This window comes from Wolbachia endosymbiont (group A) of Sympetrum striolatum, from assembly GCF_947250715.1.
Lineage (GTDB): Bacteria > Pseudomonadota > Alphaproteobacteria > Rickettsiales > Anaplasmataceae > Wolbachia.
Map to the genome: position 1 here is coordinate 595,097 of NZ_OX366342.1, position 24,458 is coordinate 619,554.

At 35.8% G+C, this 24,458-nt stretch carries 18 protein-coding genes and 3 pseudogenes; 16 read left to right on the forward strand and 5 right to left on the reverse strand.

What is annotated here, in order from left to right:
* Positions 1-583: 583 nt before the first annotated feature.
* The 5 genes and pseudogenes from OOK87_RS02915 to OOK87_RS02935 all read left to right on the forward strand — a co-directional run.
* Positions 584-739, forward strand: a pseudogene (locus OOK87_RS02915) (transposase); the annotation flags it as partial.
* Positions 740-858: 119 nt separating this feature from the next.
* Positions 859-3,522: an ATP-dependent chaperone ClpB gene (clpB, locus tag OOK87_RS02920; protein ID WP_253309998.1), complete on the forward strand. Its 2,664-nt coding sequence runs from the start codon at positions 859-861 to the stop codon at positions 3,520-3,522.
* A 26-nt stretch (positions 3,523-3,548) separates the two neighbouring features.
* Positions 3,549-8,255, forward strand: a complete 4,707-nt coding sequence (locus OOK87_RS02925) for an NAD-glutamate dehydrogenase (RefSeq protein WP_264688010.1) — start codon at positions 3,549-3,551, stop codon at positions 8,253-8,255.
* A 5-nt stretch (positions 8,256-8,260) separates the two neighbouring features.
* Positions 8,261-8,557, forward strand: a complete 297-nt coding sequence (gene tatB / locus OOK87_RS02930) for a Sec-independent protein translocase subunit TatB (protein WP_264688011.1) — start codon at positions 8,261-8,263, stop codon at positions 8,555-8,557.
* The gene (locus OOK87_RS02935; protein WP_264688012.1) at positions 8,529-9,911 is read left to right on the forward strand and encodes a PleD family two-component system response regulator; all 1,383 of its coding nucleotides are present in this window, start codon (positions 8,529-8,531) and stop codon (positions 9,909-9,911) included. Before tatB ends, OOK87_RS02935 begins: the two co-directional genes overlap by 29 nt.
* 144 nt (positions 9,912-10,055) lie before the next feature.
* On the opposite strand, the gene recO is transcribed toward OOK87_RS02935, so the two are convergent.
* Positions 10,056-10,778 (reverse strand): DNA repair protein RecO, encoded by a 723-nt coding sequence (gene recO, locus OOK87_RS02940; RefSeq protein ID WP_253307186.1) that lies wholly within the window; start codon positions 10,776-10,778, stop codon positions 10,056-10,058.
* A gap of 151 nt (positions 10,779-10,929) precedes the next feature.
* Between recO and OOK87_RS02945 the strand changes: the two genes are divergently transcribed.
* A complete protein-coding gene (locus tag OOK87_RS02945) occupies positions 10,930-11,556 on the forward strand; it encodes a hypothetical protein (protein ID WP_264688013.1) in 627 nt (208 codons plus the stop codon).
* A 54-nt stretch (positions 11,557-11,610) separates the two neighbouring features.
* Positions 11,611-11,733 carry a hypothetical protein gene (locus OOK87_RS02950; RefSeq protein WP_264688014.1) on the forward strand — a complete coding sequence of 41 codons (123 nt, stop codon included), beginning with the start codon at positions 11,611-11,613 and terminating at the stop codon, positions 11,731-11,733.
* A 54-nt stretch (positions 11,734-11,787) separates the two neighbouring features.
* Here the strand turns inward: OOK87_RS02950 and OOK87_RS02955 are convergent, their stop codons facing one another.
* Positions 11,788-12,126: an outer membrane protein assembly factor BamE gene (locus OOK87_RS02955; protein WP_253307201.1), complete on the reverse strand. Its 339-nt coding sequence runs from the start codon at positions 12,124-12,126 to the stop codon at positions 11,788-11,790.
* A gap of 130 nt (positions 12,127-12,256) precedes the next feature.
* Between OOK87_RS02955 and OOK87_RS02960 the strand changes: the two genes are divergently transcribed.
* The 3 genes from OOK87_RS02960 (at position 12,257) to tsaB (ending at position 15,242) form a co-directional block, all read left to right on the forward strand.
* Positions 12,257-13,246 carry a ribonucleotide-diphosphate reductase subunit beta gene (locus OOK87_RS02960; protein WP_253307200.1) on the forward strand — a complete coding sequence of 330 codons (990 nt, stop codon included), beginning with the start codon at positions 12,257-12,259 and terminating at the stop codon, positions 13,244-13,246.
* Between the two features lie 263 nt (positions 13,247-13,509).
* The gene (locus OOK87_RS02965; RefSeq protein ID WP_253307199.1) at positions 13,510-14,640 is read left to right on the forward strand and encodes a cation:dicarboxylate symporter family transporter; all 1,131 of its coding nucleotides are present in this window, start codon (positions 13,510-13,512) and stop codon (positions 14,638-14,640) included.
* A complete protein-coding gene (tsaB, locus tag OOK87_RS02970; RefSeq protein WP_264688015.1) occupies positions 14,640-15,242 on the forward strand; it encodes a tRNA (adenosine(37)-N6)-threonylcarbamoyltransferase complex dimerization subunit type 1 TsaB in 603 nt (200 codons plus the stop codon). Before OOK87_RS02965 ends, tsaB begins: the two co-directional genes overlap by 1 nt.
* On the opposite strand, the gene OOK87_RS02975 is transcribed toward tsaB, so the two are convergent.
* Positions 15,237-15,860, reverse strand: a complete 624-nt coding sequence (locus tag OOK87_RS02975; protein ID WP_264688016.1) for an AAA family ATPase — start codon at positions 15,858-15,860, stop codon at positions 15,237-15,239. The genes tsaB and OOK87_RS02975 overlap by 6 nt on opposite strands.
* A 332-nt stretch (positions 15,861-16,192) precedes the next feature.
* Here OOK87_RS02975 and OOK87_RS02980 point away from each other — a divergent pair, with 332 nt between their 5' ends.
* The 3 genes and pseudogenes from OOK87_RS02980 to OOK87_RS02995 all read left to right on the forward strand — a co-directional run bounded on the left by OOK87_RS02980 (position 16,193) and on the right by OOK87_RS02995 (position 19,324).
* On the forward strand, positions 16,193-16,852 hold the full coding sequence (locus OOK87_RS02980) for a class II aldolase/adducin family protein (RefSeq protein ID WP_264688470.1): 660 nt from the start codon (positions 16,193-16,195) through the stop codon (positions 16,850-16,852).
* 165 nt (positions 16,853-17,017) lie between these two features.
* A pseudogene (locus tag OOK87_RS07510) lies at positions 17,018-18,071 on the forward strand (IS3 family transposase).
* A 74-nt stretch (positions 18,072-18,145) separates the two neighbouring features.
* Positions 18,146-19,324: a ribonuclease D gene (locus OOK87_RS02995; protein WP_264688019.1), complete on the forward strand. Its 1,179-nt coding sequence runs from the start codon at positions 18,146-18,148 to the stop codon at positions 19,322-19,324.
* Positions 19,325-19,677: 353 nt separating this feature from the next.
* Here the strand turns inward: OOK87_RS02995 and coaE are convergent, their stop codons facing one another.
* Positions 19,678-20,265, reverse strand: coding sequence for a dephospho-CoA kinase (gene coaE / locus OOK87_RS03000; RefSeq protein WP_253307192.1), 588 nt, complete (start codon positions 20,263-20,265; stop codon positions 19,678-19,680).
* A gap of 166 nt (positions 20,266-20,431) precedes the next feature.
* On the opposite strand from coaE, the gene OOK87_RS03005 reads away from it, so the two are divergent.
* From OOK87_RS03005 to OOK87_RS03015, 3 genes are all read left to right on the forward strand, one after another.
* Complete coding sequence (locus tag OOK87_RS03005) at positions 20,432-21,835, forward strand: NAD(P)H-dependent flavin oxidoreductase (protein WP_264688020.1); 1,404 nt, start codon at positions 20,432-20,434, stop codon at positions 21,833-21,835.
* A gap of 80 nt (positions 21,836-21,915) precedes the next feature.
* Entirely contained in the window at positions 21,916-22,767 is an 852-nt protein-coding gene (locus OOK87_RS03010; RefSeq protein ID WP_264688021.1) for a hypothetical protein, read from the forward strand.
* 43 nt (positions 22,768-22,810) lie between these two features.
* A complete protein-coding gene (locus OOK87_RS03015; protein ID WP_264688022.1) occupies positions 22,811-22,933 on the forward strand; it encodes a hypothetical protein in 123 nt (40 codons plus the stop codon).
* 335 nt (positions 22,934-23,268) lie between these two features.
* On the opposite strand, the pseudogene OOK87_RS03020 reads toward OOK87_RS03015, so the two are convergent.
* Positions 23,269-24,376, reverse strand: a pseudogene (locus OOK87_RS03020) (transposase).
* Between the last annotated feature and the right edge of the window lie 82 nt (positions 24,377-24,458).

The following is a 24,458-nucleotide window of genomic DNA, read 5'->3' on the forward strand; positions in this document are numbered from 1 at the left end:
AATTCACGGCGGTATGACGGTTCGCGATGGTATGACGTAGGACTGCTGTCATTCCAGTCTGGAATCTAGTTCTTATTGTACATTTACTTGGTGTAGAGTTAAGTTTCCTGGATCCCAGTGTTGGCTACTTGGATGACATCATAGGGGCGCTGGAATGACACCCTGACAATCGTCATCCCGCTACTTGTTAGCGGGATCTAGAAATACCGCGGCGGTATGACGGTTCGCGGTGGTATGACGTAGGACTGCTGTCATTCCAGTCTGGAATCTAGTTCTTATTGTACATTTACTTGGTGTAGAGTTAAGTTTCCTGGATCCCAGTGTTGGCTACTTGGATGACATCATAGGGGCGCTGGAATGACACCCTGACAATCGTCATCCCGCTACTTGTTAGCGGGATCTAGAAATACCGCGGCCGGTATGACGGTTCGCGGTGGTATGACGTAGGACTGCTGTCATTCCAGTGCTTGACACTGGAATCCAGCTTCTATGCAACCTCATCAAAAACATTCATTTAGTATAAGATCAGCTACTTTCCATGCTAGTTTGCTTATAAACAAGCAAACTTTTCTGGATCCCAGTGACCTTTGTTGTATTGCCAAAGAGATGGGTCGTTGAGCGCTCTTTTGCTTGGTTGGAAAAGTGTAGGCAGTTGTGGAAAAATTGCGAACGTAAACTCAATACCAGCTTGCAAATGATTGTCCTTTCCTTCATTTCTCTCCTATTACGAAGATTTTAAATAGGTTCTTAAGAAAGTTTTAAATTTTTGCAGACCATACCTAACAATAAACAACTTTAGGTTTAAATTTATGAAATCAGTTGTTATATACATCAGCAAATACGAATTTAACTGGTGTTATGGACTTAAATAAATTTACCGAAAAAGCAAAAAGTCTAATTCAAAGTGCTCAGATGAAAGCGTTGGGAGCTGGGCATCAGATTTTTATGCCTGAGCATTTACTCAAAGTGATGCTTGAGGATGAATTAGGTTTAGTTCAGGATTTGATAAACGCTTGTGGTGGAAATGTGCAAAGTATTTCTGATGCTGTGGATAGCGCAATAAAAAAGTTGCCAGTAATTGAAGGTCCAGGAAGTGGGGGCCTTCAACTTTCAAGAGAAATAGCAAAAGTTTTTGAAGATTCAATTGGTATTGCAAAGAGAAATAAAGATTCATTTGTTGCTGTTGAGCGTTTACTGCAGGGCCTCACTGCACAAAAAGATGATACTGTAGGCAAAATTCTGGCAGAGAATGGTGTTACACCGCAAAAATTAAATTCAGTTGTTACAGACATGAGGAAAGGTAGCAGTGCAGACTCGCCAAACAGTGAGGAAAAATTGAACGCGGCTAAGAGATATACAAAGGATATTACAGAGCTTGCTATGCAAGGCAAGCTTGATCCTGTAATTGGTCGTGATGAAGAGATCAGAAGAACTATGCAGGTATCACTTAGGCGGACAAAAAATAATCCAGTGCTGATCGGTGAACCTGGTGTTGGAAAAACTGCAATAGTTGAGGGGCTTGCAAATAGAATCGTTGCAAATGACGTGCCACTTGGTTTGCGTGATGCAAAAGTTTTAGCCCTCGATCTTGGCGCATTAATTGCTGGAACAAAATTTAGAGGAGAATTTGAAGAAAGGTTAAAAGCAGTTATTAATGAGCTTTCGAAAGCGGAGGGAAAAGTTATCTTGTTTATAGATGAGCTTCATACTTTAGTTGGAGCAGGAGCAATAAGTGGTGCAATGGATGCTTCAAATTTGCTAAAGCCTGCTCTTGCGCGTGGAGAAATTCGCTGTATAGGAGCCACAACTTTAGATGAATATCGTCAGCATATAGAAAAAGATCCTGCACTTGCAAGGCGTTTTCAGCCTGTGTTTATCTCTCAACCAACTGAAACTGATACCATTTCAATACTCAGGGGTTTGAAGGAAAGATATGAAGTGCATCATGGTATAAGAATTACAGACGGTGCAATAATTGCTGCTGCAACGTTGTCCAATAGATATATAACAGATAGGTTTTTACCTGATAAAGCAATTGATTTGATTGATGAAGCAGCAAGTAGGGTGAGAATTGAAATGGATAGCAAGCCTGAAGTTATTGATGAACTTGAGAGAAAGGTTATACAGCTAAAGATTGAAGCAGAAGCTCTAAAAAAAGAAAGTGATGAAAATTCTAAACAGCGTTTAAAAAAGATAAATGAAGAGATCGAAAATCTAAACAGTAAATTTGCTGACTTGAACAGCAAATGGCAGATGGAAAAGAATAAAATAGCTAGAATACAAGAAACAGTTGAAAAATTAGATAACGCCAGAAAAGAGCTGGAATTGGCTCAGCGGAGTGGAAATTTAGGAAAAGCAGGAGAGCTGATGTATGGTGTGATCCCTCAGCTTGAGAATGAATTAAAAAATCAGGAAAAGGTTACTGATAGTTTCTTAAAGAAAGAAGTGACTGGAGATGATATTGCAAACATTGTTTCAAAGTGGACAGGAATTCCAGTTGATAACATGATGCACAGCGAAAAGGAAAAACTTCTTAACATGGAGAATGAAATAGGAAGAAGAGTAATAGGGCAAAAAGGCGCGATAGAAGCAATAAGTAATGCAGTTAGGCGCTCTCGCTCTGGTGTGCAAGATACTAATCGACCTTTCGGTTCATTTTTATTCTTAGGCCCAACCGGGGTTGGAAAAACAGAACTGGCAAAAGCCCTTGCTGAATTTCTGTTTGACGATCAATCAGCGCTTTTGCGTTTTGATATGTCAGAATATATGGAAAAACATTCTGTTTCAAAGCTAATTGGCGCGCCTCCAGGGTATGTTGGCTATGAGCAAGGTGGCAGATTAACCGAAGCAGTAAGAAGAAGGCCATATCAGGTTATTCTGTTTGATGAAATAGAGAAGGCAAATCCAGATATATTTAATCTATTGCTGCAAATCTTGGATGAGGGTAGACTCACTGATAGTCATGGCAAATTAGTTGATTTTCGCAACACCATACTGATCTTAACTTCTAACCTTGGTGCAGAGATAATGCTTAAGGGAGTTACAGAAAATGAGACTCTACCTCCTGTCATCCAAGTAGCTGACACTGGAATCCAGATGCAGATTCCAGCTTCACGCGCTGGAATGACATCGGAAGGAGGAGTTGCTAACTCTGTAAAAAGCGAAGTGATGCAAATAGTTAAATCAGCATTTCGTCCAGAATTTTTAAACAGGCTGGATGAAATTATTATATTCCACAGTTTAACCAGAGATGACATCTATAAAATTATAGATGTTCAATTTTCTTATTTACAAAAAACACTTGCTAAGCGTAAACTGAGTATAAGTTTGTCGCAGGAAGCTAAAGAACTAATAGCACAAACTGGCTATGACCCTGAATATGGAGCAAGGCCCCTAAAAAGGGTTATACAAGAGTGTATTCAAAATAATTTAGCTAAATTAGTTTTATCAGGGGAAGTAGTAGAAAATGATGAGCTAATAGTGTACGCTCTTGATAATGAAATCTTAGTTAAAAAGGTTTAAGTTCACTGTGTATTTTTGTTAAAAAAATGTGTATAGATCATAATGTTGACACTGAGTCTTTATTTGAGTTAGTTGATCAAGAAAATCAGCAAGATAAAGAAAAAATTAAAAAATTTATTAAGTATTTTTATAGTTTTGTTTATAAAAGCGACCTAAAAGCCAACGATAAGTTTTTGCTATATATTGTAAACGATGCTTACAATTTTGTTTCTCAAAAAGAGAAAGATGAAAGTAAGTTAGTAGTAAGCAATATAGATGATATACCAGGAATAGAAGGCGATTTTACCACGATTAAGATAACAAACGATGATATGCCATTTTTGGTTGATTCTGTTATTGCAACTATTAAATCGCACAATTTAACCATATGCTATTACAGCAACAGCATAATTAACATTAAAAGAAAAGATGGCCTAATAGATGAGATTTACTCCTTGGAAGAAAGCAATGGAGTCAAAGAATCAGTTATATATGTAATTATCAAAGGTATAAGTGACAGTTTTGTTGATACATTAAAAGAATCTCTACAAAAAACGCTGAAAGCAGTTAATTGCGTTGTGAAAGATTGGCACTTAATGCTCAAGAAACTTGATGAAGCAAAAAGTCTTCTTTTTGCCATCGAGCAGCCAGCGTCGAACGCTGGAGTGACACCAGGAAAAGATTTCTTAGATTGGCTAAAAAACAATAATTTTGTATTTCTAGGTTATCAAGAATATATTGCTGGTAAAGATGAAAAACTCGTCTGTGATAGCAAAAAGGACCTTGGCCTGATAAGAGTAGGTCAAAGTACGTTGATTCCTTCTGCAAACCTTGATTCCCTATACATATTGAGATCAGATCTAATCTCAATAGTCCATCGGCGTACATACATGAATTGTATAGGAGTAAAAGAATTTGATGACCAGGGTAATGTAGTAAAGGAACGGCGTTTTTTCGGGCTATTTACTTCTGTAGCGGAGGTCCAAGATATTCGAACTATTCCAATAATAAGAGATAAAGTTAAAGTTATAGAAAAAAATGCAGGGTTTGTAACCGGGTGCCACAATAACAAAGCTTTAATTTCTATTTTACAAGCATTCTCTTGTGATGAATTATTCCAATCAAATGAAGACGAATTATTTAAAATTTGCATTTCGATCATGTCTCTTGCGATTAGGCCAAGGGTCAGATTATTTTTAAGAAGAGTAAGGGATTTTATTAGTTGCATAGTGCTGATACCAATGCGTTATGCTAGCGCTAGGCTAATGTTCAAGATACGTGACATATTGAAGGATGAGACAAGTGCAGAAAGTTCAGATATTTATAACAATCACATTATCAATGAATATGATTTGATGAAATTGCATGTAGTGCTAAAGACCAAAAATGCTAGTGTTCCTGATGACGAAGTTTTGCGTATCGAAAACAAATTGAGGAACATTACGGAAAAGTGGGAAGATCGTTTTATAGACAATTTATATAATACTTTTAGTACTGTTGAGGATATATTCATCCGTTATTGCAAGGCATTTCCAATAAGCTATCAAGAGAGTTTCGAACCTCATGACGCATATTACGATATGAAAAAATTGGAGATAGTGAGGAAAAAAGGAGTTAGCGAGGTCGATTTAAGACTTACTTGTGATAATCTTAATTATCAATTAAAGGTTTATACTCCAAGCAATAGAGGCCTTGAATTATCGAAGATATTAAGGATCACTAAGAATTTGGGAGCTAAGATTCTATCTCATAATGGCTATTACATAGAAATTAACGGCGGAATATGGATACACCATTTTGTGTTGTCAAGAGTCGATGAATTAATAGACAACATTACTCTAAAAGAGCAATTTGAAATAACACTTGCGAAAGTGTTTAGAAAGGAAATTAAAAATGATTATTTCAATAGTTTGGTCATTATTGCTGGACTGGAGTGGAAAGAAGTGCTTCTGGTTAGAGCGCTCAGTGCTTACCTAAAGCAGACGTCATTTAACTACAATCCAGAATATATCCAAAAGGTAGTCTCAGAGTATCCAAAAATAGTAAAGTATTTGATACAACTATTTCATGCAAGATTTGATCCTAGCATAGACATTGATAGAGCAGAAACCACGGACATTTTCATAGAAAAAATTGAGGAACTTCTAAAAGAGATCAGCAATGTTTCACATGATTACGTTTTGCGCTCGATATTTAACTTGATAATGGCTATTTTAAGGACCAGTTATTATCAAGACGATAAACCATATTTATCTACAAAATTTGACTCAAATAAAATAAATGGTTTGCCTGATCCTCGTCCATATCGTGAATTGTATATTTATTCAAATCTTTTTGAGGGAATACATCTAAGAGGAGGGAAATTGGCCCGTGGTGGCTTAAGGTGGTCGGATAGGACGGAAGATTTTCGCACTGAAGTTTTGGGGCTCATGAAAGCTCAGATGAAAAAAAATGCGGTTATTGTACCTGTTGGCGCAAAGGGTGGGTTTGTAATTAAGCAAGTTTATAAAGACAAAGATATTTTAAGAGAGAAAGGTGTTGAATGCTATAAGAGTTTTATCAGGGGAATGCTTGACATTACTGATAATGTAGTTAATGGCAAAATAATTCCACCAGAGAATGTGATTAGGTATGATGAGGATGATCCATACTTGGTAGTTGCAGCAGATAAAGGCACTGCTTCTTTTTCTGACTATGCAAACCAAATAGCCTCTGAATACAATTTTTGGCTTGGCGATGCATTTGCATCTGGTGGATCAGCAGGTTATGATCACAAAAAAATGGGTATTACAGCCAGAGGTGCATGGATTGCAGCGCAGAGGCATTTTTGGAAAATGAATAAGGATATTTACCAAGATGCAACTGTTATTGGAATTGGAGATATGGCTGGCGATCTATTTGGAAACGGTATGCTGCTTTCAAAAAATATACATTTAATCGGCGCATTTAACCATATGCATATTTTTATTGATCCAAATCCTAGTGCAGAAAAGAGTTTCACAGAGCGTAAACGTCTCTTTGAGTTACCATTTTCAACTTGGATGGATTATAACAAAGATTTGATTTCTAAGGGTGGAGGAGTATTTGAGCGTAGCAGCAAGCAAGTAAACATTTCTCAAGAAATAAAAAAATGCTTTGATATAACAGAAGATATGCTACCTCCAAGTGATTTGATTAGATATCTACTCAAAGCAGAAGTGGACTTCATATGGAATGGAGGAATTGGCACGTTTGTTAAGGCAAAGAGTGAAAATCATAGCATGGTCGGTGACAAAGCAAACGATGAGTTAAGAGTAAATGGTAAAGATATTAGAGCTTCTATGTTTATAGAAGGCGGAAATTTGGGATGCACACAGCTTGGAAGAATAGAATATGCTGAAAGAGGTGGATATATAAATGCAGATTTTGTTGATAATTCAGCCGGAGTGATATGTTCGGACCTTGAAGTTAACATCAAGATTGCATTTGTTTCAGCTATGAAAGCAGGGGGTGTTTCTTTAGAAAAAAGGAATGAAATACTGGCAAGTATGGTGGACGAAGTTGCATCCAAAGTGCTTGAGAACCACAACGGAATTGAAACAAAAGCATTACTTCTTGAGTGTTTGCAAGCTAAAGAGAGATTGGAGCAGCACCACAGGTTACTGCTCAGTTTAGAAAAATCTGGGCTGTTAAACCGAAGCGTAGAATTTCTTCCAACTGAAGAAGAGATAGCAAGGATGTTAACTGGTGCAGAAGGTTTCAGTTCTCCTCAGCTTTCTATTCTAATGTCTTATGCTAGAACGGCAATGAAAAATGACATTATACATTCCGATCTGCCTGAAAAAGATCTTATATCTAATGACTACTTGCTAGGTTATTTTCCTAAAAAGATGATAACAAAGTTTAAGGATTTCATATTAAAACACCAACTTCGTAGAGAAATTATCTCTACTTGCATTGCAAATGATGTAGTGAATAGAATGGGCTGTATATTCATCAATAATTTGGCTGAGAACACTGGAATTAAGGTACAAGAAGCGGTTAACATATATATTGTTGTTAACCACCTGTATGATTTAAACAGCCTGTGGCAGAAAATTGATGAATTGGATGGAAAAATTGATGTTAACTCATACTTACAAATAGTGAGGAACGTGCAGAAATTTATTGGCAGAGTATCGTTTTGGTTAGTGAAAAATCTTGGCAAGCTTAGCTTTGTAGAGTTGGATGATGTTACAAAATTTAAAGATGCAATTGAAACTTTAGGCCAGAACTTAACTGATGTTTTAGATGAACACCTATTAAAGGTCTGTAGCCATGGATCAACTTCTTTAGTAGAACTTAATATAAATAAAGATCTAGCAAAAAAAGTTGCTGATCTATACGTTCTTGCTTATGCACTGGACATTATATCTGTTGCTGAACAGACATCTTTGTCCATTCTTGATGCTGGTAAAATATACTTTGAGTTAAAGTCGCTGTTAAGATTCGATCTGATTAGAACAATTGCCATCAAGATGAAAAGCCGCTCTTCTTATTGGGATCGCAGCTTAGTTAATGATTTATTGGACGATTTAAGCAATTACCATCACAAGCTAGCTGTTAAAGTCATAAAAGCTACTGATAACACCGAAGATAAGGTTCAAACCTGGGCTTGTAATGATAAGGACTACATAGAACGTTATAATAGTTTTTTAGATGAGATAGTTGCTTCTAAACTTGATTTAAGCAAATTAATATTTATAATCAGGAGGATTAAAGTACTTGCTTCATAGGAAAAATGTTTAATATAGGTCTTTCAGAAATTTTGGTCGTTGCTTTAGTGAGCATAATTGTTCTTGATAGAAATAAGGTGCCTGTATTTATTGATCTTATTAGGAATACATATAGGTATCTTATGATTATAAAATCAAAAGCTAGGAGCTTATTGAAAGACGCAGGAATTGAAGACTTATATAAAGAGTGTAATACTGAGAAAGTAAATTACATAGTTGGTAAAAATGGTAAGCTTTATCCTACTTACGATATAGATAATACATCTAAAGATAATGACAGCGAAGATTCTAGTAGTAGATGATGTACTATCTAATGTCAAGCTTTTAGAAGCTCGACTAAAAGCAGAGTACTATACGGTTATCGTAGCTCATGATGGTGAAGAAGCTATAGATTTAGTAGCAAAGCAGCAGCCTGATATTATATTACTTGATATCATGATGCCAAAGATGAATGGCTTTCAAGTTTGTAAGGAGCTAAAGAGTGATCCCTTGACAACCCATATTCCAATAATTATGGTAACTGCACTGCATGATACTCACAATAGAGTACAAGGCATTAATGCTGGTGCAGATGACTTTCTGACTAAACCAATAAACGAAACTGCTTTATCTGCGAGAATTAAGTCTCTCACACGCTTAAAGATGATTATCGACGAATTGCGTTTGAGAGGAGAAACCAACGCTGAGATTGGCGGAGTAGCAGGAAACAGTATTATGGATTATTCTAATCAGATTTTTGATGCTAACATACTTGTTGTAGATGAAGATGTCTTTCAAGCAGAGCAGATATATAATGTACTAAAGCACCGCTTTAGGTCAATTAAAATACTGAGTGATCCAGTGGAGGCATTAAAGGTTGGTATTAAGAATAATTACGACCTGATCATTTCTGATATGCAGTTTTCAAAAACTGACGGCCTGCGTTTGTGTTCTGAGTTTCGTAGTAAAGTAGAAACACGCTATACACCAATTCTGATTCTTTCTGAGGATTATGATAAAAACAATTTAGTAAAAGCACTTGATGTAGGTGCTAATGATTATTTAACAGTACCTTTGGATGAGGGTGAGTTAATAGCAAGGGTTAATTCGCAAGTAAAACGCAAAAGATATCAAGATGCCTTGAGAATGAATTTATTTAATAATGCGGAAATGTCTATAAAGGACCCATTAACTAACTGTTATAATAGAAGATATTTTGATGCACACTTAAGAAACATTGTTAAGGACTCTGTGGAAAAGGATAGAAGGTTGTCTCTTATGATACTTGATATAGACTATTTTAAGATGGTGAATGACAGTTTTGGGCATAGTGCTGGAGATGAACTTTTAAAGCAAGTACAGAAAAGAATTTCTGAAAATATCAGAGTGACAGATTTACTAGCTAGGTTTGGTGGTGAGGAGTTTGTTGTTGTAATGCCAGATACCAATGTATCAGATGCGTACACTATTGCGGAGAGAATACGAAAAATTATTGCTAAAGAACCTTTTATACTTGCGGACAAAAATACAACCCATAACATAACTGTTAGCATTGGAATTGCAGAAATGCAAGGATCTGACCTTGACGATATTAAAAAATTTATAGTACGTGCTGACAAATATTTATATAAGGCAAAAAACAGTGGTAGAAATAGAGTGGTTACTGGCTATAGCTAAAGTGGCTTAAGTTTACCGACAACCGTCATTCCGCTACTCGTTAGCGGAATCTATGCTGAGATACCGCGAATGAATCGCGGTATGACGTGTTGCTTGGGTTAGCTATAGATTTCTGAAATGATTTCAAAAAAATGATAACTAAGGTTAAAGCGACAACATGAGGTTTCTCAGCTCTGGAAATTTCATGTTTAACTGCAAAAATAGATACTTATTTAAAAAATATCCTGTGACTTTCAGTCCTAACTGAAATTCTTGGAATGAGTAGCTGTTTTGTAGGTTATTATTGTATACATCATGCAACATTTGTGGAAAAGGTAGGAGTTTATCTGCATAATAATCTCCTGCTTTTTTTGACACTGCTCTACCAGTTTTTGGAGAAATAAATTGTAAGTTTTCCTTAACACCTGTTACAGCACATTTGGATAAGTCTAACTTGAATCCCAATTGCGTAAGAAGCAGAAGCTCTAAGTTAAGATAATGGCTTTGCCAAGACTGATTGTTGTGTTTAATTACATCGATGAAATATCGAAAATTGTCATACAGCATGGCACAGGGTTCACTTTCTGGAAGCACTTTTTCTAAAATAGAGGAGAAAGAGACAATAGTAATGCTTTTTAACCTATCTTGAAAGAAATGATGGAATGGAGATTCGATTAATTCGCACTTTAAAAAACCCAGATTTTCAGGTAACTTAGCACTCCATTCTGCATGTAATAGATTACTTATCTGAAACTTATAATTGCTATTGTTTGTTAGCTTAGTTAATCCCCTGCGCTTTCCATGATTTTTTGTAAACAGAGAAAGAATTAAGTTTTTATCGCCGTATTTTTTAGCAGCTATAATGATGCCTTCATCTTTCCATCTCATTTAGAGTATATTGACCGTATTGACCGTATGATATTATAGAAATAGTAAAATTAGTACAGCAAAAACTACGTCTTTGAGCTTAAATCAACTAAAATATATTGACTTTATGTGCAATATTAGCTTTAAACCAGTAAAACAAACTGCTTAACATATGCGTTTTTTCTATTCTAATTACATTCTTTTTTTATCTTTATGTTGTTTTCTGCTTTTTTCGTTACCTTCAACAAAAGCCCAAACGAATGATACGTCAGTTGTTCCTATACCACAAAGGAAAAAAGAAACAGTTGAGCACACTGTTGTAGCACAACCGAGGCAAATTATCGAAATGCAAGAAGAAGTCATTATTAACGAGGGTAAAGAATTCATTCCAGTTCCAAAAAGAAAAAAAAGTGTAGGGAAGAAACTAAGAAGGGATGTTAGAGAGGCAAAAAATGAAATAGGAAACGAAAAAAGCGTTGAGAATAAAAAGGATGAATTAGTTGTAACAGAAATTATTAACTCTATAAGAGACAAACTTACAAAATGCTGGAGCATTCCTGAAAGCATAGCTTACAAAGAAAATTTTAATATAAAAATTAACTTATTATTATCCAGTCAAGGCGAGATAATTATGTCCGATGTAGCAGACAGTGATTCCTATCGAAATAATCCACTTTTCAGGTCGATAGCAGATAATGCAATGCGTGCAGTATATAAATGTAGCCCATTGACTGGCTTGCCTACTCAGCACCACCACATTTGGCGTGAAGTAACACTAGACTTTATTCTAAATGGGTAAAATCTTACAATAGACCTCTTATATTACCTTCTGTCATCCAAGTAGTCAGGCTACTTGGATGACAGAAGTAGACACTTCACATTATCATTCCAGCGCTCCTTTCTTGTCATGCCAGTGCGTGACACTGGCATCCAGAAAAAAAATAGATCCCAGTGTCTGGGCACTGGGATGACGTAATACGGTTCTTGGATGACAAAGAAGGGCGGGAAAAACTCTGTAGTCAGCAGATTTTCAATCAGGAACAGCCAAAGATCTCTCTAAGATGTCAGTTTCTTTTGTATCTGCAACTTTACCGTCCTGATCGAATGAAATTTGCAGGGACTTACTGCTATACTTCCTTTTTCCTAAGAAGTTAGCTTGTTTAATTTTATATGAGACATAGTACCAAACATTGTCATCGAACTTTGATACTAATATTGGTGATCCTAAAGTGTGAACCACTTTTTCTTTATCGTCACCTGCTTTTATCTTGCTCCACAATTCAACACTAATGCCAGGAGCTCCGTGGTTGTGAATAGTGTGTGTGCAGCTCACTGTAAATAATAAAATAAAAGATATTAATACTCGCATTTCTGTTGATAAATTACTTGAAGCTATAATACACTAATAAATTACCTGCCGTCAAATTTCAAAAAGTTAAATTGACTGATTCTCAATATCACTTAATATAATATTTACTTTAGAAAATAATAGGTGTCTTATGTCATTGTTAGAAGCAGATCCAATATACAAACCTTTTAATTACCCTTGGGCGTATGATGCGTGGCTGCAGCAACAAAGAATCCATTGGATACCTGAGGAAGTTCCGCTTGCTGATGACGTGAAGGATTGGAAAACTAAACTTTCAAACGTAGAGAAAAATCTACTAACTCAGATTTTTAGATTCTTTACTCAAGCGGACATTGAAGTAAATAACTGCTATATGAGGCATTATTCAAATATATTTAAGCCAACAGAGATATGCATGATGCTTGCAAGTTTTTCCAATATGGAAACCATACACATTGCAGCTTATTCTTATCTTTTAGACACAATTGGCATGCCAGAAAGCGAGTATCAAGCATTTTTAAAGTATGATGCTATGAGAAAGAAATATGAATACATGCTGGAATTTGAGGAAAGCAAAAAACACGATAAAAAACATGTAGCTAAAACTCTAGCAGTGTTTGGTGCATTTACCGAGGGGTTGCAGTTATTCGCATCGTTTGCAATTTTGCTCAATTTCCAACGCTTTGGAAAAATGAAAGGCATGGGGCAGATAATCGCCTGGTCAGCCCGTGATGAAACTTTGCACACCAATTCAATTATTATGTTATTTAATACATTTATTAAAGAGAATAATGAAATTTGGGACAACGAGTTTAAAGAGGAATTATATTCTGCATGCCGCACTATTGTTGAGCTTGAGGACGAATTCATAAAGCTTGCCTTTGATTTAGGAGATGTTGAAGGACTATCCGCAGAAGAAGTGCGCAATTACATACGCTACGTAGCAAACAGACGGTTAATGCAATTAGGTCTTGAGTCCATATATGATGTCAATGATAATCCTATTCCATGGCTCGATGAAATACTAAATGGCGTTGAACATACGAATTTCTTTGAAAATAGAGTAACAGAGTATAGTCGTGCAGCAACTCAAGGCACATGGGAGGAGGCTTTTACTGAAAACGACACGAATAATAGGTGAGTGCTAATTTCACTCTTCTTTGTCATGCAAGTAGCTGACACTGGAATCAGTTTTTTGATCGAGAATGTTGTATAGTGCATAATCAATTTTCCTGGATCGAAGTAGTCAAGGCACTGGGATCTAATAGATAATATTCGTGCAGTACGCGCGGGAGTAACAAAAGCTGCTTGTCTTTCATAATGTTTCGTAGCAATAGGCAGTTTTGCTTTACTTAACAACCAACTTACCATATATATGTCCATAGGACATTGGTATATAAGAACGTGCTACAACTATTAATCTTACTCACGGTCATCACTTCAGTTGCATTCTTTGGTCATTTAGTTCCAATGGAAGCAAAAACCTTCTTGTACTCAACGAGCCTGAGTATAAAAGAGGTTTTGCTATTTATAATGCCTTTTATTATTTTTGCGTTAATCTTTAGCAGTGTTAACAATCTTAAGCAGTCAGCTATAAAGTTTATATTGTTACTTATTATAATGATCTTCTTATCGAATCTGGCTTCAAGTTTAATAGCTTATTCTGTTGGGCATTTTATCATACAAAACACTTATTCAATACAAGATATAACGTATGAAGAAACAATTGTTCCTTTATGGTCGTTTAGGCTGCCTGCATTGCTTTCTAATTTTTATGCCCTTGCCTGTGGATTTGTGTCCAGCATAGTAGTGTCCACACTGCTACCCAAGAAAAGCAAAGAGCTTTCGAACAAAATGTTAGATTTAACTCTCTTTATTTTGAAGACGTTTTTGACGCCGATTATTCCAATATTTGTACTTGGGCTTGCTTTAAAAATGCAGCATGATCAAGTTTTATCTATAATATTTAAGGATTACTCAATAATTTTCATTATTATAGCATCTGCAACCTACCTTTATGTTTTCCTCTTATATGGAGCAGCAAATTCATTCAAGATCACAAGCTGGATAGCTAGTATAGGCAATATGATACCGGCATTTATTACTGCGATGAGCACAATGTCTAGTAATGCAACTATGCCGCTTACTCTTGAAGGAAGCAAAAAAAATGTAAAGCAACCTGATATAGCATCGTCTGTTATACCAATAACTGCTAGCTTCCATTTAGTAGGTGATTGCTTTTTTGTTATAATATTATCAATGGTAATTACTTCTGGTTATTTATTGTCCACAACGGACTATGTAACTTTTCTTCTCTATTTTTTGTTATTTAAGTTTGCTATCGTTGCAGTGCCGGCAGGAGGAATTATGGTAATGCTACCTATTCTTGAGAAATACCTCAAATTTTCTCCAGAAATGCTTTCGTTAATCACAGCCTTGTATATAGTGTTTGATCCAATAATCACTTCAGCAAATGTTATGGGTAATGGTGCCTTTACTATGATGTTTACAAAACTCTATGATAAGCTTAAGTAATGTCTATTTTAGCGATTGATACTGTAGGTACTGGTAGTTCAATAGCAATAGTTGATTATGATGGTAATTGTTTTGTAGAGCGCAATTCCGCCAGCAACAATCATGTAGAATCATTTTTTCAAATTCTGAATACTTTGTTTGATAAGCACAATTATAATTATGATAAAATAGATCATTTAGCGGTAGTAGTTGGACCAGGAAGTTTCACTGGAATTAGAGTTGGTATATCAGCAGCACAAGGTATAAATCTTGCTACAAATAAGCCATTATACGGAGTTAATGCGCTGGAAGTTCAAGCTTACACAATATCTTTGCTTTGTACGAATAGCAAAAAAAATATCAGAGCTATAATCAAAAATGCTCAAGGGTTTTATACGCAGTTATTTGATTTCAATTTATTGCCGCTATCTGGTCCAACTGCAGCACGTGAACCTGGATCCAAGTGTCACGCTACAAGCAGTGACTGCATTACACATATGGATTGCAATTTAAATGCTAGCCATGCAGGACTATTGGTTCATTATAGACTGAAGAACAAGCAAAAATTAAATGAAGTTGAGGCTCTATATTTAAATGAGCCTCAGTATATGAAATCATTATAGACTATTCTTTCGCGTACATACAATGTGGCTAAGCCTGTGCATCTGGTTTACTATCTCTTGAGCTACTTCTTTTATACTCATATCTGAATTTTCTATCTCTATGGCACTCGGTGGTATAAATAAATTGTTAATCCTAAATTGCTCTATCATGCTATTTACATTAGTCACCTTCCTATTTTTTCTTTGCCTTTTTAATGCAATACGCTTTTGTAATGTCGGTAGATCACACCTAAGTACCACAGGAAGGATTTCTGTGTTCATTTTTTTACTAAGCCTTACTATTGAATCATACATCCTCATGTTCTGGTCATTATTTTCCATCAACTCATCAATAAATATGTAATTTTTTGAGTGAATCGGATAATTTTCTATTGCCTGAAGCATAATTTGCATAATGTCATATATTCTATCTTGAACTTCTTTAGGTATTTGATCACGTTCAAAGACACCATTGTATATAGAGCAAACTTGAACATTGTTATAGAACTTACTATTTACAATTAATGCGTCTATCATATTGGACAATTCTATTGCTGTGGAAAGTTTACCACTTCCTGAAAGACCAGAGAGATATATGAAAAATCCTGCTGGCTGTTTTTTTGTGTTAATACTTACCATATTATTTTCAATCTTGAAACTTACATTTATAATAACATAAAAACAAAGCTTTAAAACATATGAAATATTACATAGAAAATTATTTTTATAGTTAAGATATTATGTAATTTAGAAACATAAATTCTGTATATAAACTCTATAATAACGATAACTATTTTTAAGCAAGCTACAACACAAAAGTGTTTGGTATTCAGAAAGCAAGACAGAGTGGCATAGACTTATTAGTTTACTACAAGCCTTTTTTCGTGTATAAATCTTCAGAAGATTCTAACAGAGGATTGTGTTGTTAACAAAGAGCAGAGTAAAAAAGGGATCTAGTCTATGCCTATCAGATTTTGTCTTACCTTAAACTGGATGATCATACATATACTCACCTCTCGGTATGTTCTGAAGATCAAAAGTCGTTTTATATTTACCCATTTGGTATACGCTTTGACGAAGTGAATGAAAATTCATTGATGAGAGTATCACTAGATGGAAATGTGATTGAGGGTACAGAATATCAATATAATAAAACTGGCTATATAATTCATGGTTTTGTTTATCAAGCAAGGAAAGACATTCAAGCAATTTTTCACCTGCATACACCTTCTATTGTAGCAGTTTCTTCTCTAAAAGATGGACTACTTCCAATAAGTCAATGGGCACTGCACTTTTACAATAAAATCTCTTACCATAATTATAATTCCCTAGCACTTAGCAATACAGAAGGAAAGAGGTTAATAGCTGATCTGAAAGAAAATTTTGTCATGTTAATGCGCAATCATGGATCTATAACGTGTGGTCGGACTATACAAGAAGCAATGTTTTACACGTATCATTTAGAACGAGCGTGCAAAACTCAATGTTTAACGTTAGCAATGAATAGGGAGTTATCAATTCCAAGTGAAGAAATTTGCTCAAAAGCTGTAAAGGATCTCCTATCTTTTGAAAGCAATCTTGGTGAGAGGGATTGGCACGCATGGGTTAGACTAATTAAAAGTAAGTTGTAAGAGGCTTTCGCACTACTATCTGTCATCCAAGTAGGGAGTCATACGCGTCAAGTTAAGAGGTTATGAGCAAATTTAGAGAGGTTAAAGTGGATACTCTGACCTTACCCAGAAAAAGTAGAGAGAAAGTTAAGACGTTTTTGGAGTAAAATAAAACGTTTTTTCAAAATATGGCAAATAGAAGCAGCAGGATTCAAATTAGAAGCTGTTAAGCTGGTTAAAGAAACAGAAGTAAAAAAATAGCAAAAGATCTAGGCATAGATGGCAGTATGTTAAGTAAATGGGTAAGAAAATATGATGGAAAAATGTCAGAAGCATACGCATTTCCAGACAAAGGCTCCTTATGACAAAGAAAGATTTGATCTAAAAAAAGAACTAGCAAGAGTAACAAGAGAAAGAGACATTTAAAAAAAAGCCCTGACCAAACAAAAAGAGTAAAGTATTCTTTTATATAGAAATTGCTATAAAATACAGGAACTATGTAGGGTTTTAGACATATCTGCTGGTGGTTATTATAAATGGGTTGCTAAGGGAAAAAGCAGTAAGGAATTAGCAAGAGATGGGCTTCTAGCAGATATTCAAAAAAAGCATCCAAATGCAGATCCCTAAAATTCATGCTGAATTAAAAGCTTTAGGCAAAAATTAAAACAGTACAAAGTGTTATGCAGAAAAATGGTATTCGGGCTATATTGAGAAGAAAATTTAAAACTAAGAAGCAACAAACGGACAATAGAGTCGTAGCTCTCAATATATTAGACCAAAACTTTATTGTCGATCAACCAAATAAAATATGGGATTACTTATATAAAAACCAAAGAAGGATGACTATATTTGGCAGGATCTATATTCACGCATGGTAGTTAATGAGCAGTTCAATAAATAAACAATTGGTTGTTGACTCTTTATTGATGGCCGTTAATAAGCGCAAACCCGATAAAAATCTGCTGTTACATAGCGATCAAGGGTCACAGTATACCTCTCAAAATTACCAATTTCTATTGAATACAAAAAACATCATTTCCAGCATGAGCCATAAGGTATGTTGTTACGATAACTCTGTTGCAGAAAAGTTCACTCAAAAGGGAGCTGCTTATTGATACTTCTCGCTCAACAAACCAGAACTGCCATATTTGAATACATAGAAATCTTTTATAACAAACAACGTAGGCATTCTACTATTAATTATTGCATTCCTGCACAATTTGATGCATCATTCTCATGACAAAAACGTCTTAACTTTCTCTCTACTTTTTCTGGGTAAGGTCAGATAAAGTAGAACCACCAAGTGAAAAATATATGCTAATTAGTACAACATCAGAGCTGGAAGATACGTGTGAAGAATTAATAGCAAAAAAGCCGAAATTTATAGCAGTTGACACGGAGTTCATTAGAAATAATTTAACCTACTACCCAAAATTATCGTTAATTCAAATTTCTTACGGAGAGAAGAGTTTTATTGTAGACGCATTAGTGCCAGAAATTGATTTATCATTCATTAAGAAAATAATGCTAAATCAGGGGATAACCAAAGTGTTTCATAGCTGCCGGCAGGATATAGAATCCTTACTCACTGTGTTTAAATGTATTCCCACTCCCATTTTTGATACCCAAGTTGCCGCTATGTTTTGTCATTATTATCATGACTTTATTGGTTACTCAAAAGTAGTAGAGCAATATCAAGGAGTAGTGCTGGATAAAATTAAAGCTAAAAATTCAGATTGGTTAAGGCGTCCGTTGTCCGAGGATCAGTTAGACTATGCAATAAACGACGTGGTACACCTATATGACTTATACCAAATATTGTGCAATAAACTTGAAGAAAATAATAGGATGTGTTGGTTTCAAGAAGAGATGGAATCAATAGTTAATATAAATAAGTATTTACATAGTCCAAAAGATGCATGGAAGAGAATTAAATTTAATTATGAAGCAAATCCAAGATTGGTATTAACTGTTAAAGCAGTTAGTGAATGGCAAGAGACCTTAGCACAGCGCTATAATATGAATCGTAATAAAGTAATTAATAATGCTGTAATAGCTGGTTTTATTGAAAAAAATGTAGAGCATGTTGATGAGATTTTAGATGATCTCAAGAGGAATGCAAAAAATATAAAAGATGCAGATTTACTAGAGTTTGTGAATATTTTTAATGAAAATGAAAAAAATTGGATGCAGCAAAACAACATCTTACCGAATAATTATGACAAATCTGTATTCGATATACTCTCAATTATTTTAGATAGTAAATGTAAAGAAAGTAACATATCAAGGAAATTAGTTTCTTCAAAAGATGAGTTAACCGGGTCAATATCTGGGCAGATAGATAAACTATCCAAGGGGTGGAGATACGATTTTTTTGGCAGGTCAGTTGAATCATTTTTGAACACAAGCTCAAAATTTGAGATTTCAGCAGTGAAATCCGCAAATAATATAACCAAAATTCAGAGTAATTTAGTGGAGAATAACTGTTGCTAAAGTAACTTAGATTTATCGACAATCGTCATTCCGCTGCTTGTTAGCGCCGCGGCGGTATGACGGTTCGCGGCAGTATGAAGATAACCTCGTCATCCCGCTGCTTGTTAGCGGGATCTAGAGATACCGCGAATGAATCGCGGTATGACGGTTCGCGGCAGTATGAAGATAACTTCGTCATCCCGCTGCTTGTTAGCGGGATCTATGCTAATACCAATTCTCAATAATAATGAGACAAATAAAAAAGAGTGCTTTCCGCCTATAACTGGAGGTTTAAGTGAATTTATCGTATATTCTATTTGTCTTCCCAATAACGAAGTTTGGTATAAGAGATACCGTGACGGTATGACGTAGAGCTACGTGTTGAGGTTTAATGAATCCACTATTTTTTTTATTTGAGAAAAAACATACTCTTTGCTTACACTGGTGTCGATAATAAAGTCACTCATCTTCCTTTTCTCCTCAATAGATAACTGAACATTGAAGATTAAATTTAGCTTTTCTTTATCTATGTTGCGTTCGTTAAGTCTTTGAGCTTGCACAACGCTATCTGCATAGATAAAAATAATAAGGTCACAGTATGAATGAAATTTTGTTTCTAATAGAAGTGGCACATCTAAAACTAAAAGCTTTCTATCGATCTTTTTTTCCTTGGCAATAAAAAATTCTAATTCACGCAGCACAGCAGAGTGAACCAAAGATTGAAATTGTTTCCAATTTTCATCGTAGGCTAAGAAATATTTAGACAGTACTGTTCTACCTATTTCACCATTTACTACCACTCCAGGAAAATTTTTTTCTGCATAACTTATTATGCTTTTATCCACTTTATAAAGTTGGTGTACAACAGAATCAGCATCAAACACAGCAGCACCAAACTCTTGAAAGCAATTAGCTACAAAGCTCTTTCCTACCCCAATTCCGCCTGTTAGACCTATGATCATATAGCAAAATACATTATACTTCTTTCGAAACTATATTACAGTAGCTGCTGTGTCTACTCAAAACCCAAATTTGGCTATGCAGAGGCTCTGATGATAAAAGAAAAAATAAACAGCTATTATTTTTTTAGTAATTAAGTAAAATAGAGTGAAAAATTGCGAGGAAGTTTTGAAAAATAAAATAAAAAAGATAGTAATTTCAGGAAAGGAAGTGTGGCCAATCATTGAGGGCGGCAAAGGCATCGCAATCAGTGATGGAAGGTCAAGTGGAGCATTTGCTGCAGCAGATGCTGTGGGTACGTTTTCTGGTGCAAATGCTAAGCTTATTGATGATAATGGTGAGTTAGTGCCGCTGATTTACAAAGGCAAAACAAGAAATGAAAAACACAGTGAATTGATTGAGTATAGTATTAAAGCTGGAATCAGTCAGGCAAAAATAGCGAATGAAATATCAAAAGGTCATGGAAGAATACATATGAATGTGCTTTGGGAGATGGGAGCAGCAGAACGCGTGCTTCATGGCATATTAGAAAAAGCAAAAGGCTTAGTTCATGGTATTACCTGCGGTGCTGGTATGCCTTATAGGCTTGGAGAAATTGCAGCTAAATATCAGGTTTATTATTACCCTATTGTCTCATCGGTGCGTGCTTTTAAAGCATTATGGAAGCGTACTTACCAAAGAATATCTTCCTGTTTGCTTGGTGGAGTAGTGTATGAAGATCCATGGCTTGCTGGAGGGCACAATGGACTCAGTAACAGTGAAGACCCAGAGCTACCACAGGCTCCATTTGAAAGAGTTGCAGAGCTTAGATCTTTCATGAACGAGATCGGTCTTTCAGAAACACCAATTGTTATGGCAGGAGGAGTGTGGCATTTGAAAGATTGGGAACATTGGTTTGACAATCTGCAAATTGGACCAATAGCTTTTCAGTTTGGCACTCGTCCACTTTTGACGAAAGAAAGCCCAATTTCTGCAGAGTGGAAAAAGAAGCTACTCACTTTAGAAGAAGGTGATGTATTTTTAAATAAATTCAGTCCAACAGGGTTTTACTCATCTGCAGTAAAAAATAACTTCATACGTGAGTTGCAGAAACGGAATTCACGTCAAATAAAGTTTTCAGAAAATGCCAGCGAAGAATTTAGTAGTGAATTTGCAATGGGTAGCAGAGGTAGGAAGATCTACCTTACTTCAAAAGACAAAGAGCTGGCAAATACATGGACTAAAGCAGGGTATACAGAAGCAATGAAAACTCCAGATACAACTGTTATTTTTGTGACGCCAGGCAAATTTGCAGAGATAAGACAAGATCAAATCAATTGTATGGGATGCTTAAGTCATTGTTTGTTTAGCAATTGGAAGGATCACGGCGACCATTCAACAGGACGAAAGCCAGATCCACGGAGTTTTTGTATACAAAAAACACTGCAAAACATTATACATGACGGCGATATTGAAAATGAACTCATGTTTTCCGGGCACAATGTGTACAAATTTAAGCAAGATCCGTTTTATGAGAATGGCTACGTACCGACAGTAAAAGAGCTGGTGGAAAGGATATTAACTGGGTATTAAGTTATGGTTGATTTGACAAGAAGACGTTACTTTGTTATAATAAGTATTTATTAATTTAGTCTTAACTTAAGAGGGTATTTATGGTAGCAAGTGATAGTGTTTTAAAAAGGTATGCGTTAGCCTATATAAAAAAATCTGGTAGTAACAGTAATGTTAAAGAGTTTTTACAATTTTGTAATACGCAAAACACCACAAATTGGAGTGAGGAGAATTTTAAAAATGCGTATGAAAAATTTACACATCCAAATTCAAGCAATAGGCACGATACAGGAAGCAGAAATAATCAATATAACGCAGGGAATAACAGGCAACCTAAAGGCCCTCAGGTTACACAAGTACATGTACACAATGATAGAGGTTTAGATTTTTGGGATTATTTACTACTTCGCAGCCTGTTTGGTGGTCATACTACAGTTATAAATAACCCTGGTTTCAGTAGTGGTAGCCATCAAAGCAGAGAAGATAAGAAAAAAGACTCGGAAGACAGTAGAAAGCTATTAGCTTTAGGTATGGTAGCTGCAGTTGTGTGTGTTGCTTTCCATGCTGGTATGTGTTTTTGGTATAACAGCAGCAGAAAAGCGGCTAGAAAAGAAGAAAAAATAGATTATCTTGATAATAAGCTTAAGATGCTTAGGAATATAGAATTTGCGGTTGGCGCTGTTTCTTTAGCGGCTTTGGTAGCTTGTGCTGTTTATCCAGTGTTACCAGTGTGGGGTTTAGTTATCCTTGGCGTTAATTCTCTCGTATGTTTTGCTGGTGGTTTAGCTTTTCATATGAAGCATGAGAAAGAATCAGATAATATTGAGAAGGCTAAAGAAGCAGTTAGGAATTATGGACCACCTCCTCCTTACTCTCCTCCAAGCGCTCCTCCTTATAGTGAATTTAATAATTCTAATTCGGAACAGCAGTTTGAGAATTATAAGGCGTACTAAACCCACAACTGTACGAACATTGTGATTTGGGCCCATCAGGAGGGTGTCATTCCAGTGCTCCTTTCTCGTCATCCCAGTGCCCAGACACTGGGATCCAGCTAAGTTAGTGAGTGTAAAAGTAGCCAACCTTACGTTAAAACACAACGTTCTTGATGAGATTGCATAAAAACTGGATTCCTTACATCATAGAGGCACTGCCATTATAGAGTAAAATGAGATCCCAGTGTCTGGGCACTGGGATGACAGCTAGCCTGACAACCGTCATCCCGCTACTTGTTAGCGGGATCTAGAGATACCGCGGCGGTATGACGGTTTGCGGTAGTATGACGTAGTACTGCTGTCGTCCCGCTGCTTGTTAGCTGATGAGATACCGCGGCGGTATGACGGTCTGCGGTGGCATGACGATAACCTCGTCATCCCGCTACTTGTTAGCGGGATCTAGAGATACCGCGGCGGTATGACGAGGGAGAACAGTCAATGGCGTCAACTTAAGAGCATACATTAGCAAACTCTCCTAAAGACATGATGGCGTTTAGGCTTATCTACTTTATCGCGGCTATACAATCTTCCCGGTCGGATCTTAACTTTAGTGCGTATACTTAAAAAGGGCTTGAAAGTTTTTTGGTGCAACAAGCACTTGATTGCCTCATCACACCAAATAAAACTGAAAAATTTCTCAGCAATTTGATCTGGGAAGGCCCTTGTGCATCACACATATGAAGCGATAATATATTGCACATGACCAAGTTTGCCCAAAATTCTTGTAATACAGCCTCTCCAGAAAAATTCTCTAACTCTGCTCCTACTTTGAGTCGTTTATAGCACTCCTCTATGTGCCACCTTAATACATAAGCTTTACTCCAAAGTCTCGATCAAAAACTCTGTTTCTCCGTTGGCTAATGTTAGCTCTTACTTTCTGTCCTTTCATTTTATTTTTTAGCTTTTCATTTTCCAATATAAAATCAAAATCTAATTCGCCAGCGTTCCCATAGCTTGCTATAATTTCTTTTTTGCAAGCGAAAAATAAAATCTACTTCCAAATCATCATGCTGCTGAATGAATTTTACTGAAGACGATCATAGATAAATAATAATTTCTCTTGATTTAATGAACGCATTTGAGTGATAACTTCGGGTAATTGCTCTTCCGCCAACGTTTGTTCACCTATATTCCAAGCCGTAAAACGAGCACTACAAATCAGCGAAGTACACAAATCAACAAACAAATTGCCAATGGTGCCTGTTGTTCCATTTGGTTCAAACTCGGATACAATTTCCTCAGAGCTGAATACCAGAACCATCTGCTGCAATAAGTCTATAGCCTCTCCAACTCAGGTTCATCCTGATAGGCTGTTTGGATGCTTAAATTCTTGAAAGCCTGTATGGCAAATCTTATACCTTGCTTTAGAAAAAGCTTGCTTTGAGGGTACATGTCAATGGCTCCATAAGTTCACATTCTATTCCCAAACTTTTTTTAACTAACTATAGAAAATACTGTCGAAAAAAGAAGTTTTCTTGTTCGTGTAAAACTCAACACAATGGATTTTCTGAAAAGTTTTCGAGTATATTGCATTTTTAATTTGTAAGATAAGATCTTTTCCTTTTTGCATGCCTCACCTAAAAATGACACATTTTAAACTTTTTTGTTGCAATAAAATAGAAACAAAAGTGCTGTCTCTTGTAGTATTTTAC